The 14050-nt window shown below is 65.8% G+C and carries 11 protein-coding genes; 2 read left to right on the top strand and 9 right to left on the bottom strand.

Annotation, left to right across the window (positions count from 1 at the left end; all coding sequences use genetic code 11):
* Nucleotides 1-45: 45 nt before the first annotated feature.
* The 8 genes from RFM52_RS07195 to RFM52_RS07160 all read right to left on the bottom strand — a co-directional run bounded on the left by RFM52_RS07195 (nt 46) and on the right by RFM52_RS07160 (nt 8297).
* A complete protein-coding gene (locus RFM52_RS07195; protein ID WP_320294803.1) occupies nt 46-846 on the bottom strand; it encodes an ABC transporter permease in 801 nt (266 codons plus the stop codon).
* On the bottom strand, nt 843-1715 hold the full coding sequence (locus RFM52_RS07190) for an ABC transporter permease (protein WP_320294802.1): 873 nt from the start codon (nt 1713-1715) through the stop codon (nt 843-845). Before RFM52_RS07190 ends, RFM52_RS07195 begins: the two co-directional genes overlap by 4 nt.
* On the bottom strand, nt 1712-2812 hold the full coding sequence (locus tag RFM52_RS07185) for an ABC transporter ATP-binding protein (protein WP_320294801.1): 1101 nt from the start codon (nt 2810-2812) through the stop codon (nt 1712-1714). The genes RFM52_RS07190 and RFM52_RS07185 overlap by 4 nt, the downstream gene beginning before the upstream one ends.
* 76 nt (nt 2813-2888) lie before the next feature.
* Nucleotides 2889-3914, bottom strand: a complete 1026-nt coding sequence (locus RFM52_RS07180) for an ABC transporter substrate-binding protein (protein WP_320294800.1) — start codon at nt 3912-3914, stop codon at nt 2889-2891.
* Between the two features lie 51 nt (nt 3915-3965).
* Nucleotides 3966-4964: an AraD1 family protein gene (araD1, locus tag RFM52_RS07175; RefSeq protein WP_320294799.1), complete on the bottom strand. Its 999-nt coding sequence runs from the start codon at nt 4962-4964 to the stop codon at nt 3966-3968.
* Between the two features lie 32 nt (nt 4965-4996).
* Nucleotides 4997-5770 (bottom strand): SDR family NAD(P)-dependent oxidoreductase, encoded by a 774-nt coding sequence (locus RFM52_RS07170; RefSeq protein ID WP_320294798.1) that lies wholly within the window; start codon nt 5768-5770, stop codon nt 4997-4999.
* Between the two features lie 8 nt (nt 5771-5778).
* On the bottom strand, nt 5779-7506 hold the full coding sequence (locus tag RFM52_RS07165) for an IlvD/Edd family dehydratase (protein WP_320294797.1): 1728 nt from the start codon (nt 7504-7506) through the stop codon (nt 5779-5781).
* Nucleotides 7503-8297 carry a FadR/GntR family transcriptional regulator gene (locus tag RFM52_RS07160; RefSeq protein WP_320294796.1) on the bottom strand — a complete coding sequence of 265 codons (795 nt, stop codon included), beginning with the start codon at nt 8295-8297 and terminating at the stop codon, nt 7503-7505. The genes RFM52_RS07165 and RFM52_RS07160 overlap by 4 nt, the downstream gene beginning before the upstream one ends.
* 87 nt (nt 8298-8384) lie before the next feature.
* Here RFM52_RS07160 and RFM52_RS07155 point away from each other — a divergent pair, with 87 nt between their 5' ends.
* Together RFM52_RS07155 and RFM52_RS07150 are read left to right on the top strand one after the other, a co-directional pair.
* Nucleotides 8385-8573, top strand: coding sequence for a hypothetical protein (locus RFM52_RS07155; protein ID WP_320294795.1), 189 nt, complete (start codon nt 8385-8387; stop codon nt 8571-8573).
* Between the two features lie 162 nt (nt 8574-8735).
* Entirely contained in the window at nt 8736-10448 is a 1713-nt protein-coding gene (locus tag RFM52_RS07150) for an HAD family hydrolase (protein ID WP_320294794.1), read from the top strand.
* A gap of 38 nt (nt 10449-10486) precedes the next feature.
* On the opposite strand, the gene smc is transcribed toward RFM52_RS07150, so the two are convergent.
* Nucleotides 10487-13948 carry a chromosome segregation protein SMC gene (gene smc / locus RFM52_RS07145; RefSeq protein WP_320294793.1) on the bottom strand — a complete coding sequence of 1154 codons (3462 nt, stop codon included), beginning with the start codon at nt 13946-13948 and terminating at the stop codon, nt 10487-10489.
* Nucleotides 13949-14050: the final 102 nt, after the last annotated feature.

Genomic DNA, 14050 nt, shown 5'->3' with positions numbered 1-14050 from the left:
GCATGGCTTGCCTCCGGCGTGATCCGGCGCTGGGTTGGCCTCGTTTCAGCTGCGCTGCGTGGCGACCTGCCTCGGAATGAGGAACCTTGCCGCAAGAGCGCAGAGCAGGACGGTAAACATCAGGATCAGCGCCACCAGCGCGTTGATATCCGGCGAGAAACCGAGTCGCATCATCGCCCACAGGCGCACCGGCAGCGTCGTCTGAGTGCCGGTGACCAGAATGGTGATCATGGTCTCGTCGAACGAAAGGGCGAAGGCCAGGATGGCGCCGCCGATCATCGCGCTCGACAGGTTGGGCAGGATGACGCGCCAGAAAGTCTGCCATTTGGTCGCGCCGAGGTCGTAGGAGGCCTCGACCAGCGTGCGGCTCATCGACTGCAAGCGCGTCAGCACCGTGCGGTAGACGATGGCGAGCACGAAGACCGTATGGCCTATGACGACCGTCAGCAGCGAGCGTTCGAGCCCGATCTCGCGGAAGAAGATCAACAGCGCCAGGCCGCTGATGATGGGCGGCATCAGGAACGGCAGGAAGACGATGAACTGCAGCAACGAGCGGCCGGCGCCGCGGCCGTGATAATAGAGGGCCAGCAGCGTGCCGCTGACCACCGCAAGCACGACCGTGCATAGCCCGACGACAAGCGTGGTGCGCAGGGCCGCGAGTATCTCGTGGTTCCCGGCCAGCGCGGCATAGGTCGAAACGGTCGGCGAGGACCAGTCGACCTCGCCACGCGCCACCGGAAAAAAGGACGACACGATCGGCACGAAGAGCGGGCTGTAGAGCAGCACCGCGACCAGCGTGGTGACAGCGGCGAGAAGTATCGTGGACAGGCGCGGCGCGACGATCAAAGCGAAGCCCCCCGATTGCGCCCGAACCGCTCGCCGGCAAGGATGGCGGCGATGACCACCATGGCCAGCGCCACCGAGAGGGCGGCACCGAATGGCCAGTTGAAGGCGGTGCCGAACTGGCTGTAGAGGATGCGGCCGAAAGTGAAGCCACTGATCCCGCCGACCATCTGCGGCGTGAGGAAGTCGCCGATCGCCAGCACGAAGACGAAGCTCGCCGCCGAGGCGACACCGGGCAAGGAAAGCGGCAGGGTGATCCTCAGGAAAGTCTGCAGGCTGCTTGCGCCGAGGTCGTCGGATGCGCGCAGCAACACCTGCGGTATGCGCTCCAGCGCCAGGAAGATCGGCAGGATCGCGAACGGGATCAAGAGCAGCGTGAGCGTAAGCAGGATTGCGTTCATGTTGAAGACGAACAGCGTCGACGGCTCGGCGATGATGCCCAGCCCCACCAGCGCCTTGTTGAGAAAGCCATTGAGGCCGAGGATGCTGCGGATCGCGTAGATCTTGATGACGTAGCTCATCAAGAGCGGCACCATCAGCAGCATCAGCAGCGCGTAGCGCCAGCGGCCGCGCAGCGTGGTCAGGAAATAGGCCGTCGGATAGGCGAGCAGGATCGAGATCGCCGCCACGGAAAGGCAAAGCATGATCGTGCGCCAGAACACCGGGAGGAAGACCGGGTCGGTGAAGAAGCGAGCATAGTTGGCAAGCGTCGGCGCATAGACGATCTGGCCTTGGTCCACGCTGAAGAAGCTGTAGACGAGGAAGATCGCCAGCGGCGCCAGGACGAACACCACCGGCAGCGCAAAGGCAAGCGCGGTGACCAGCGGCGACCAGCGGATGGCGACGGGACGCGCCAGGCCTGCGCTTCTCATGCCAGCACCAGGTGGCCTTCATGCGGCGCGAAGGAAAGCGCCACGGTGTCGCCAACCCTGAGGGCGCTGCCGTCCACCCGGCTCGGGAAGCGCAACCTGAGGCGCTGCGCGGCATCGCCGCCAGCCGTAATGGTGGCTACCGTCGAGGAGCCTGCAAAGGCAAGATCGGCAATGGTGCCGGAAAGACGATTGTCGACATCGCCGTCGCCGGCAATGTGCAGTGCTTCGGGGCGGAACGCGGCGAAGCCGCGCGCGCCGGTGGCCGCAGCCTTGAGATGCGGCTGGCCCGCGACCGAACAGACGAGCCGGCCGAGCACCGTCTCGATCGCGCGGAATTCGCCCTGCGCCTCGCCGAGCGTCCCGGCCACGAGATTGTTCTCGCCGAAGAAACGCGCCACGAACTCGCAGTTCGGCTTGTAGTAGAGGTCATGCGGCGCGCCGAGTTGGCGGATGTGGCCGGCCTCCATCACGCAGATCCGGTCGGCCATGCCGATGGCCTCCTCCTGGTCGTGGGTCACGAACAGGAAGGTGGTCTTGACCTCGCGCTGGATCGACTTGAGGAATTCCTGCATCTGCCGGCGCAGTTCGAGGTCGAGCGCCGCGAGCGGTTCGTCGAGCAGGACAAGTCGCGGCTGACAGATCAGCGCACGCGCGAGTGCTACGCGCTGTCGCTGGCCGCCCGACAACTGGGCCGGAAAGCGTTCGGCGAAGCGCCCAAGCTGCACCAGCTCCAGCGCCTTGGCGACGCGTTCCGCGATCTCCTGGCGCGGCACGCGGCGAACCGACAGGCCGTAACCGACATTGCCGGCGACGGTAAGATGCGGGAACAGCGCGTAGTCCTGGAACACGGTGTTGAAGGGCCGCCGGTTGATCGGCATGCCGCTGATGTCGCGGCCGTCGAGCCGGATTTCGCCCGAGGTCAGCGGCTCGAGGCCGCCGATCAGCCTGAGCACCGTGGTCTTGCCCGAACCGGACGGCCCGAGCACGGTCAGGAATTCGCCATCGCGGATCGCGAGATCGATGTCGTGCAGCACGGGAACCGTGCCGTAGGATTTCGAGACGGAGCGCAGCGTGAGCAGGTCGCTGTTCAGGTTCATCACAAACTTCCAGAAATACGCTGTTGGCGGCCCGATGCCCGGACCGCCAGGTCCTTGAAAGCTCGGCGGAAGGATATCAGGGCGTCGCCTTGATCTCGTTCCACAGGTCGGAGCGCTTGGTCGGGTCCTCGACATTGTTGAGCCAGACCAGCTTGTCGTTGCTGCCGGCGCTGCTCGATTCGACCACGGTATTGCCGAAGCCGGTCCGCTCGGACAGCGCGCCGCTGACCTTCTTGCTGAGCATGAAGTCGATCCACTTCTCGGCCGCCTCCTTGTCGCGAACCCCTTTCGAGATGACCCAGTTGTCGAGCCAGGCGAGCGCGCCTTCGCTCGGATTGATGTAGGCGACGTGGGCGCCGATCTTCTGCAGGGCCTTGACCTGCTGCTGACCGTAATTGGCCCAGATCAGGGCGACGTCGTTGTTCTGGTAGATCTGCTGGGCCTCGTCGGCGGTGGTATAGAAGCTGAGCACGTTGCGCTTCAGCTCGACCAGCTTGGCCTTGACCGCCGCCATCTGCTCGGCGTCGAGATTGAATGGGTCCTTGTAGCCCAGCGTCAACGCGGTGAAGGAGAAATTGTGCTCGCCATTGTCATAGGCCAGCACCTTGCCTTTGTAGGCCGGATCCCACAGCACCGACATCGAGGTCGGCGCCGGCTTGACCTTGTCGGTGTCGTAGATCAGTCCGATGGAATCGAAGCAGAACGGAATGCCGTAGACCTTGCCGTCCTTGGTGTCGCCGCTGACCTGCGTGAGGTCGCGGAAGCGCGGCAGCACCTCCTTCTGGTTGGGAAGCTTGGCAAGGTCGATCGGGTTGACCAACTCGGCCTTGATGTAGCGCTGCAGTTGCGCGGTGTTGACGGCGAAGACATCGAAGTCCTGCCCTTCGCTGCCCTTGATCTTGGCCCAGATCTCGTCGTCGCTGCCGATGAAGACGACATCGACGCCGATGCCGGTTTCGGCGGTGAAGTCCTTGACCCAGTCCGCATCGGCGTAGCCGTCCCAAGCCAGCACGCGCAGGTTGGCGGCGAGCGCCGACGAGGCCATCAGGCCGATGCCCAGGCCGACACTCGCTATCCCTAGAAGCAGTCTCTTCAACAGCATGATCATTCTCCCATTTGTTGTTGTGATGATCTCAGTCCGCGGGTCTTGCCGTCACAGCGGGGTGACGGCCACCAGCCCCTCGTCCGGCACCGCCTGCATCCGGTTGCGCAACGGCTTGCCGAATTCCGGTGCCTGGATTTCGTATTCGTCGCCTGGTGCCGTCTTGATGCCAGAGGCGTAGCTCATCACCGCTGCGCCGAAGAAATAGGCGTGCAGATCGCCCGGCCGGCGGTGCATCGGGTAGCGGAAATGGTAGTGCTCGAGATTGGCGATCGAATGCGACATGTGCGCTTCGCCGGAAAGGAATTCCTGCTCCCAGATGACAGCGCCGTCCCGCCGGATGCGGGAATGTCCGCGCACCTCCCGCGGCAGCTCGCCGATCAGCAGCTCGGGACCGATCGAGCAGGAGCGGAGTTTCGAGTGCGCGAGGTAGAGATAATTCTCGGCCTCGGTCACGTGGTCGGAATACTCGTTGCCCAGCGCGTAGCCGATGCGATAGGGGCGGCCATCCGGTCCGTTGAGGTAGAGGCCGACGATCTCGGCCTCCTCGGCACCCGCCTTGGCGAAGGCCGGCAGCGGCAACGCAGCACCAGGCGGGACGACGCAGGTGCCGACGCCCTTGAAGAACCATTCGGGCTGGACGCCCAGCTCTCCCGGCGCGGGTTTGCCCCCCTCCAGCCCCATGCGAAAGATCTTCAGCGAGTCGGATTCGGCGGCGTCCTTGCCGTGGGTCAGCACATGCATCTTGTCGCGCGCGGCGGCGCTTCCCGTATGCGTCAGGCCGGTGCCGGTGATGAGGAAACGCGCCGGCTCCGGATGGTCGACCGGTGCGAGCACGCGGCCTTCACGCAGCAGCTGGTCGTAATCGACTTTCCCGCCGCCGGTCCGCTCCTCGACGAGCGACGCAATGGACCTGCGCTCGGCGATGGCCGCCGTGGCAAGTTCGAGGACGGTTTCGGTTCCGACCAGGAGGTTGAGGTGATCGCCATCGGCGCTGACGCGGCCAACACGACGGCTGCCATCGGGCAATTCGAACTGAACGAGACGCATGATGCTACCTTTTTGCTGCGGTCCGATGGCGGTCACACCCAGCCGCCATCGACGATGAATTGCTGGCTCGAGCACATGCGGCTGTCATCGGCGGCAAGAAACAGCGCCATGCGCGCAATGTCGGAAGGCTGCAGCCTGTCGGGCAGGCACTGCCTTTCCTCGATCTGACGCTCGCCGGCCGGCGTCAGCCACAGACGCATCTGGCGCTCCGTCATCACCCAGCCAGGCACCATGCAGTTGACGCGGATGCGCTCGGGGCCCAGTTCGCGGGCGAGCGCCCGCGTCATGCCGTAGACGGCCGCCTTCGCCGTCACATAGGCCGGGCAATCCGGATCGCCGACCATCCAGGTGATGGAACCGAAATTGATGATCGAGCCGCCGCCAAGCGCCTTCATCTGCGGGCGCACGGCCTGGGCGGCGAAGAACTGGTGGCGCAGGTTGACGGCCATGCGGTCGTCCCAATAGGCGACGCTGACATCGGCGGTCTGGTGGCGGTCGTCATTGCCGGCATTGTTGCAGAGTACCTGGATGGGGCCATTTCGCTCTCTCGCCTGTTCGACGGCTGCCTGCAGGGCCTCGACATTGCGCAGATCGCAGGGAATGAAGAACGGTTCCGGATGGCCTTGGGCCGCGATCGCCGCCATCAGCCGCAGGGAAGGCTCCGCCGCCGCATCGACGAAGGCGACGCGGCTGCCTTGCGCGCAGAAATGGCGCACGAGGCTTTCGCCGATGCCGCTGCCACCGCCGGTTATGAAGACACTGCGGCCCCTGAGGCTGGGGTAGACGGCGTAGGTCTCGGTGGTCATCGCGGCACCTAATGCGAATGGCGGGGAATGCCGACGTCGCGGCGGCCGACGAGGAAATCGAAATCGCAACCCCTGTCGGCCTGCAGGACACGTTCGACGTAAAGGCTCTGGTAGCCGCCCTGGGGTGATGCCGGCGGCTTCCAGTCGCCCCGGCGGGCGGCAAGCTCCTCCTCGGAAACCAGCAATTCGAGACGCCGGCCAGCCACGTCGAGCTCGATGAGGTCGCCATCGCGAACCAGGGCAAGCGCGCCGCCCGCCGCCGCTTCCGGAGCGACATGCAGGACCACGGTGCCATAGGCGGTGCCACTCATGCGCGCATCGGAGATGCGCACCATGTCGGACACGCCCTGCTTCAGGAGCTTGGCCGGCAGCGGCATGTTGCCGACCTCGGCCATGCCAGGATAGCCGCGCGGCCCGCAATTCTTGAGCACCATGACCGAGGAGGCGTCGATATCGAGGTCGGGATCGTCGATGCGGGCGTAATAGTGCTCGATATTCTCGAAGACGACCGCCCTGCCCCGATGCTGCATCAGCGCCTGGGTCGCCGCCGACGGCTTTATGACGGCGCCATTGGGGGCGAGATTGCCGCGCAGCACCGATATGCCGCCTTCCCTGGTCAGCGGCCGGTCGAGCGGCCGGATCACCTCGCTGTTGTAGTTCGGCGCGTCGTCGACCAGCTGGCCGATGGTCTTCCCACTGACGGTCATGGCGTCGCGATGAAGAAGCCCCACTTCATCAAGCGACGCCATGACCGCAGCCAGCCCCCCGGCATAGTAGAAATCTTCCATCAGGAACCGACCCGACGGCATCAGATCGACGATGGTCGGCACATCGCGACCGAGGCGATCCCAGTCGTCGAGGCTGAGATCGACGCCGACGCGATGCGCGATCGCTATGAGGTGCAGCACCGCGTTGGTCGATCCGCCGATGGCGCCATTGACCCGGATGGCGTTCTCGAAGGCCTGCCGGGTGAGGATCTGCGAAATCGTCACGTCCTTGTGGACCATGTCGACGATCTGCCGGCCGGCCAGCTGCGCAAGCACGCTGCGACGCGAGTCGACTGCCGGTATCGCCGCATTGTCGGGCATGCCGATGCCGAGCGCCTCGACCATGCTGGCCATGGTGGAGGCGGTACCCATGGTCATGCAGCTGCCGGCCGACCGGCTCTGGCCTTGCTCGGCCGCCAGGAAATCCTCGACCTTCATGCGGCCGGCCTTCACCTCCTCGGCGAATTTCCAGACATGGGTGCCGGAACCGATATCCTGGCCGCGGAACTTGCCGTTGAGCATCGGCCCGCCGGACACCGCGATGGTCGGCAGGTTGCATGACGCCGCCCCCATCAGGAGGGCCGGCGTGGTCTTGTCGCATCCGACCAGAAGCACGACGCCATCGATCGGGTTACCGCGGATGGACTCCTCGACATCCATGCTCGCCAGGTTGCGGAACAGCATGGCCGTTGGGCGCATATTGCTTTCGCCGAGCGACATGACCGGGAATTCCACCGGCAGGCCACCGGCCTCATAGACGCCGCGCTTGACGTGATCGGCGAGCGCCCGCAAATGCGCATTGCATGGGGTCAGTTCCGACCAGGTGTTGCAGATGCCGATCACCGGGCGGCCGTCGAACGCGTCGGCCGGAATACCCTGGTTCTTCATCCAGCTGCGATGCATGAAGGCGTTCTTGCCTTCACCGCCGAACCATGCCGTCGATCGCAGCTTTCGCTTCTGCTCGCTCACGATTTCTGTTCCTTACGGCGCCTGTTGCGGTTCTCGACACTGCGGCGAACATCTTCCTCGGCGTTGTCGATGAGCACGAGAAGAGCCTGCTGTGCACCGCCTCCATCGCCGGCGGCGATCTTCTCGGCCACCTCGCGATGCAGCGGCAGCGAGTGGCGCTGCCCCTCCGGATTGTCGTTGGAGAGACGGAAGCTCATCATCAGGGCTGTCTCCACCAACGCCGCCAGAGAGCCGATCAACTCATTGCCCGTCATGCGCAGGATGGTCTGGTGGAAGACGAGGTCGGGCTTGGCGAAGCGGTCGCCGTCGTCACCCACGGCCTCCATTTCGGCGAGGGCGGCGTTGAGATCGGCAAGCTGTGCCGGCGTCGCGCGCTTGGCCGCGAGCGCTGCCGACATCGGCTCGATCGCCCGGCGCAGCTCGAAAAGGGCCGTGACATCCTCGGCGCTGACGCCCGCCGCGTAGCGCCATGAAAGGACGTCGGGATCAAGGAAGTTCCAGTCGGAGCGCGGGCGCACCCGCGTGCCGGTCTTCGGCCGCGACTCGACCAGCCCCTTGCCCGCCAGGACCTTGATCGCCTCGCGCAGCACGGTGCGGCTGACGCCAAGCATCTCACTGGAATCGTCAGCATTGGGGAGCGCCTCGCCAGGCAGGAAATCGCCCTGCACGATGCGCAACCCGATCTGCTCGACGACCGTCGCATGCAACGCCGTCGAGCCGCTGGCGACCGCCGCGACGACCCGCGACGTGCGGGCGGTGCTGAAGGATTTCGTATTCTTCATACTATTCATATGATATGTCTTTATCCGGCCGGCGATGAGAGTCAAGCCATTGGAGGGAGGATGGACGGGAATTTTGAGACGAGAGGATCGCGTGGGATGGTCGCGATCGCCGATGGCCTGGCGACGGTCGAGATCGCCCCGACCGTCGGCGGCGCGCTGGCATCGTACCGCTGGCAGAAAAATGGGCATTCCGTCGACTGGCTACGTCCCGCTGGGCCCTCCGCGCTCGACAGCCGGTCGGCAAACGTCCGCTTCATGCCGTCGGAAACGACCTCGACGCGATAGCCTCGGCCGGGCCGACCGCCCGCTGCAACCTCGACCTGTCGCGGCGCGGCGCCCCCGGTCGTGATCGCTACGGCCCGGCATGTCGGCCTAAACCTTTTCCACCGACAGGCGTTGTTCGTTCCAGACTAACCGAACACGACAGCTCACGGAGAGGCTCAATCGATGTATTTCGCGGCTTTGGCCACCGACTATGACGGCACGCTGGCGCATGACGGGCTGGTCAACGCCAGCACAATCTCGGCGCTGGAGGAGCTCAAGAAATCGGGGCGAAAGCTGATCCTCGTCACAGGTCGCGAATTGCCCGATCTCAAGGAGGTTTTTCCGGAACTTTCCTTGTTCGACAAGGTGGTCGCCGAAAACGGCGCGCTGATCTACACGCCGGCCAGCGAGGAAGAACGCACGATCTCGCCCTCGCCTTCCGTCGATCTCGTCGACAGGCTCAAGAAGCGCGGCGTGAAACCGCTGTCGGTCGGTCGTTCCATCCTCGCCACCTGGGAGCCGCACCAGGCGACCGTGCTCGACGTCATCAAGAAGCTCGGGCTGGAGCTGGAGATCATCTTCAACAAGGGCGCGGTGATGATCCTGCCTTCCGGCATCAACAAGGCGACCGGGCTGGCGGCTGCGCTGGAAGACCTGAAACTGTCGCCGCGCAATGTCGTGGCCGTCGGCGACGCCGAGAACGACCACGCTTTCCTGAGAGCCTCGGGCTGCAGCGTCGCGGTCGCCAACGCGCTGCCCGCCGTCAAGGAAACCGCCGACCTCGTCACCAAGGCGCCGCGCGGCAAGGGCGTCGAGGAACTGATCCGCAAGCTGATCAAGCGCGATCACCGGATCGCCAAAAAGCGCCCGCGCGGCGTGTTGCTCGGGACCTCGCGTGGCAAGGAGATTTACCTGTCGCCAACGGAGACGGTGCTGATCGCCGGAAGCTCGGGCATCGGCAAATCGACCCTGGCCACGGCGCTGACCGAGCGGCTGGTCGAGAAAGGCCTGCAGTTCTGCATCTTCGATCCCGAAGGCGACTATGACGGGCTGAAAGGCGCGGTGCCGCTCGGCAACGGCTCGACCGCGCCGAACAAGGAACAATTGCTGGAATTGATCGAGAAGCCCGGGACCAATGTCGTGGTCAACGGGCTGGCGCTGAAGGTCGACGAGCGCCCGGACTTCTTTGCCGAATTGCTGCCTGGCCTCGGCAATGTCCGCTATCGCACGGCCAGGCCGCACTGGCTGATCATCGACGAAGCGCATCATTTGATGCCCAAGCGACGCTGGGATACGCGATCCGTGCTTTCGATCGAGCTACCCGGCACGGTGCTGATCACCGTGCATCCCGAAGCGATTTCCACCGATGCGTTGCGTCTGGTGACGGCAGTGATCGCGCTCGGACCCAAGGCCAAGGGCGTGATCAAGACCTTCTGCAAGGAAACCGGGCTCAAGGCGCCGAAGGACATTCCGCTGCCCAAGGGCGACCGCGTGCTTTTCTGGCGGCCGCATGAGGCCAAGAAGCCGTTCACGGTGAAGGCGATCGAGCCCAGCCAATCGCTGAAACGGCACAGCCGCAAATATGCCGAGGGCGAGCTCGACGAAGCGGGCAGCTTCTATTTCACCGGACCGAAGAAGGCGATGAATCTGCGGGCTCACAATTTCATCATCTTCGCCCGGATGGCCGAAGGCATCGACGACAAGACCTGGGAATATCACCTGCGCGCCGGCGACTATTCCAAATGGTTCCGTCACCAGATCAGGGACAAGGACCTCGCCCGCGAAACAGCCGAGGCGGAGAAGGACAAGACGCTATCGGCCGACGAGAGTCGCAAGCTGGTGATCGACGCCGTGCGGAGGCGCTATACCGCGCCGGCCTCCGCTCCGGAGAAGTAGATTTGACCGCTACAGCTTAAGGGAACCGCGGGTCGAGCTCAGCTCGCCTCGCGCATCGCTTCGGCGGCCTGCAGGTCGACCGAGACCAGCTGGCTGACGCCCTGCTCGGCCATGGTGACGCCGAACAGCCGGTCCATGCGCGCCATGGTGATCGGGTTGTGGGTGATGATGACGAAACGCGTCTCGGTGGTCTTCGACATCTCGTCCATCAGATTGCAGAAGCGTTCGACATTGTGGTCGTCGAGCGGCGCGTCGACCTCGTCCAGGACGCAGATCGGCGCCGGATTGGTCAGGAACACGGCGAAGATCAGCGACATCGCCGTCAGCGCCTGCTCGCCGCCCGAAAGCAGCGTCATCGTCTGCGGCTTCTTGCCAGGCGGACGGGCGAGGATTTCCAGCCCCGCCTCCAGCGGATCCTCGGACTCGATCAACTGCAGCTCGGCCGTGCCGCCGCCGAACAGATGCGAGAACAGCCGCTGGAAATGGCCGTTGACAACCTCGAAGGCCGAGAGCAGCCGCTCGCGGCCCTCGCGGTTGAGGCTCTGGATCGCCTGGCGCAGTTTTCTGATCGCCTCGATGATGTCCTCTCGCTCGGAGACGATGGTTTCCAGACGCTCCGACAATTCCTTCTGTTCTTCCTCGGCGCGCAGATTGACCGCACCGAGCCGCTCGCGCTCGATCTTCAGCCGGTCGAGCTGGCGCTCGATCTCGACCATGTCGGGCATCGGATCGTCGGCTTCGAGGCCCGTATGCTTGATGACCAGATGCGGCGGCGTGTTAAGCGCCTCCTGGATGCGCGCCTCGACCTCGACGCGGCGTTCATCGGCCGCGGTGAGCCGCTCCTCGGCGCGAACGCGGGTTTCGCGCGATTCGGCGAGCGACTGGATGGCGGCGGTAGCCGCCTTGTCGAGCTCGGCCTGCCTGTTCTCCGCCTCCTGCAGGCGGTCGCCTGCGGCCTGGCGCAACGCCTCGGCCTCGGAGAGCTGAGTCAGCAAGGCGCGCCGCTTGGCGTCGATCTCGTCGGGCGCATCGGCCAGCCTCTCGCGCTCGGCTTCGGCCTCGGCCTTGCGCTCGCCAAGGGCGGCGATCTGCGTCGAGGCGTTTTCGGCGCGTTCCAGCCAATTCTTGCGCTCGGCGCCGATGGCATCCAACCGGCGAATGCGCGCCTCGGCTTCGCGCCGCAGCCCTTCATGCACGGCGCGCGCATCGGCAAGCGTGGCGCGATCGCGCGACACGTTGGCGGAGGCCTGTTCGAGTTGCAATTGCAGATCGCCGAGATCGGGCGCGTCCTTCAGCATCTCCTCGGCTTCGAGGAAGGCGGCCTGCGTCTCCTCATGGCTATCGACGATGCGAGCGCGTGCCTCTTCAAGCGCGGCGCGCCGGCTCAACAGCTCGCCGCCGGCCTTCTCGGCCTCGGCCAGCGCGTTGCGCGCGGCGTCCAGCGCATGCTGGGCGTCGCGGCCGGCCTGGCGTGCATTGCGCTCGGCCTCGCTTGCCTGGCGCATCGCCTGCTCGGCATGCGCCAGCGCTTCCTCGGCCTCGCGCACGACGCGCGTCGCCTGCACGGCTTCGGCATCGAGCTCGGCCAGGCGGTTCTTCTGCGCCAGCCGCAGCGCGGCGGCGGTCGGGGCGTCGGCGCTCGCGGTCAGGCCGTCCCAGCGCCACAGCGCGCCGTCGCGGCTGACCAGCCGCTGGCCAGGCGCCAACAGCGCTTGAAGACGGCGGCCATCGGCGGCTTCGACGATACCGATCTGCGCCAAGCGGCGCGCAAGCTGCGCCGGCGCGCGCACGACGCTTGCCAGGCTCTTCACGCCTTCGGGCAGCGACGCATCGCCGGGCTGCACCGCGCTTTCGCCCCAGTGCACCGGGGCGCTGCGGTCGAGCGGAACATCGAGGTCCTCGCCAAGGGCTGCGCCAAGCGCGGTTTCATAGCCGCGCTCGACGCTGATCTGCTCCAGCACCGAAGGGAAAAGATCGCCGCCGCTGGTGGCGTTGAGTATCTTGGCCAGCGTGCGCGCTTCGGTCTCGATGCGCGCCAGTTCCGCCCTGGCGTCCTGCAGCGGAGGCCTTGCGGCGCTTTCGGCGGCGCGCGCCTCGGCGACGGCCTGCTCGGCGGCGATGGTGCCGGCCTCGCTCTCTTCCAGCCGGGCAAGCGCATCTTCGACCAAAAGCCGCTTCTCGGCCGGATCCGGCAGGCCGGAAATGCGCGCGACGATGTCGGAAAGCTCGCGGTCGACCTCGGCGAGCTGGCGGGCGAAGCGGTCGCGACGCTCGGCTGTCTCGCGCAGGCTGCGCTCGATCTGGTGGCGCGAGGCGGCCGCCTCGGCGCGTTCGGCGGTCAGCGCAGCAAGCTTGGCTTCGCTTTGCGACAGCGTCGCGCCGGCCTGTTCGAAAGCGGCGCGCGTGGTCGCCTCGCGCTCGGCGGCACCGGCGTTTTCTGAATTGAGCTCGGCTTCCTCGGTGCGCAGGCGCTCGAGGATATCGGCGTTGTCGCGCACCATCCGCTCCTCGCGGGCGATGTCGGCGTCCAGCTGCTGCAGTCGGCGTTCAAGCTCGGTCTGGCGGGCGCGGATGCGGCCGGCCTCTTCCTCGATCTGCGTCTTGGCGATCGACAGGCGCTGGAAGGCGGCAGCGGCGGCGGCTTCCGCGTCGCGCAGGTCCGGCAGCCGATGCGCGGCGATGCCCTGCTCTCTTGCCGCGGCCATCTGGGCGGCGGCCCGGTCGCCGACCAGCGTGGTGGCGACGGCAAGCGCGGAACGCGCCTCGCCTTCCTGGGTCTTCGCCAGCGTCCAGCGCAGATGCAGCAGCGTCGCTTCGGCCTTGCGGATATCGGCCGACAGGTTCTTGAAGCGCGAGGCCTGGCGCGCCTGGCGCTTCAGGCTCTCGATCTGGCCTTCGAGCTCGCCGACGACGTCGTCCAGGCGCTCGAGGTTCTGCTCGGCCGCCTTGAGCCTGAGTTCGGCCTCATGGCGGCGCGTATGCAGGCCGGAAATGCCGGCGGCTTCTTCCAGCAGCGCGCGGCGGGCCTGCGGCTTGGCCTGGATCAGCTCGCCGATGCGGCCTTGCCCGACCATGGAAGGCGAACGGGCGCCGGTCGACTGGTCGGCGAACAGCAACTGCACGTCCTTGGCGCGCGCTTCCTTGCCGTTGATGCGATAGAGCGAGCCCGCCTCGCGCTCGATGCGGCGTGACACCTGCAATTCATCGGCATCGTTGAAGGCGGCGGGCGCCGTGCGGTCGGTGTTGTCGAGGAAAAGCGTGACTTCAGCGGTGTTGCGGGCCGGGCGCGCGCCGGAGCCGGAGAAGATCACGTCGTCCATGCCGGACGCGCGCATGTTCTTGTAAGAGCTTTCGCCCATCACCCAGCGCAAGGCTTCGACGAGGTTCGACTTGCCGCAGCCGTTCGGCCCGACAATGCCGGTCAGCCCGCGTTCGATGACGAACTCGCCGGGCTCGACGAAGGATTTGAAACCGAGGAGGCGAAGGCGCGAAAATTTCATTCGCGCCGCCCCTTAAGCGGGTTCCGCAAAAGTGTTCCGCGGTTTTGCGACAAGAACCCGCGACAAGACAAAGGCCCGCGCGCGCCGAAGCCGGACCGCTTC

This window comes from Mesorhizobium humile (assembly GCF_033977215.1).
GTDB classification, from domain to species: Bacteria; Pseudomonadota; Alphaproteobacteria; order Rhizobiales; family Rhizobiaceae; genus Mesorhizobium; species Mesorhizobium humile.
The sequence above is the reverse complement of the archived record's forward strand: the minus strand, read 5'-3'. Positions and strand labels throughout refer to the sequence as shown.

What these genes read in the sequence shown, in the direction of transcription:
- RFM52_RS07190 (WP_320294802.1), bottom strand. Translation starts at nt 1,715, where the DNA reads ATGAGAAGCGCAGGCCTGGCGCGTCCCGTCGCCATCCGCTGGTCGCCG.
- RFM52_RS07185 (WP_320294801.1), bottom strand. Translation starts at nt 2,812, where the DNA reads ATGAACCTGAACAGCGACCTGCTCACGCTGCGCTCCGTCTCGAAATCC.
- RFM52_RS07180 (WP_320294800.1), bottom strand. Translation starts at nt 3,914, where the DNA reads ATGCTGTTGAAGAGACTGCTTCTAGGGATAGCGAGTGTCGGCCTGGGC.
- araD1 (WP_320294799.1), bottom strand. Translation starts at nt 4,964, where the DNA reads ATGCGTCTCGTTCAGTTCGAATTGCCCGATGGCAGCCGTCGTGTTGGC.
- RFM52_RS07170 (WP_320294798.1), bottom strand. Translation starts at nt 5,770, where the DNA reads ATGACCACCGAGACCTACGCCGTCTACCCCAGCCTCAGGGGCCGCAGT.
- RFM52_RS07160 (WP_320294796.1), bottom strand. Translation starts at nt 8,297, where the DNA reads ATGAATAGTATGAAGAATACGAAATCCTTCAGCACCGCCCGCACGTCG.
- RFM52_RS07155 (WP_320294795.1), top strand. Translation starts at nt 8,385, where the DNA reads ATGGTCGCGATCGCCGATGGCCTGGCGACGGTCGAGATCGCCCCGACC.
- RFM52_RS07150 (WP_320294794.1), top strand. Translation starts at nt 8,736, where the DNA reads ATGTATTTCGCGGCTTTGGCCACCGACTATGACGGCACGCTGGCGCAT.
- smc (WP_320294793.1), bottom strand. Translation starts at nt 13,948, where the DNA reads ATGAAATTTTCGCGCCTTCGCCTCCTCGGTTTCAAATCCTTCGTCGAG.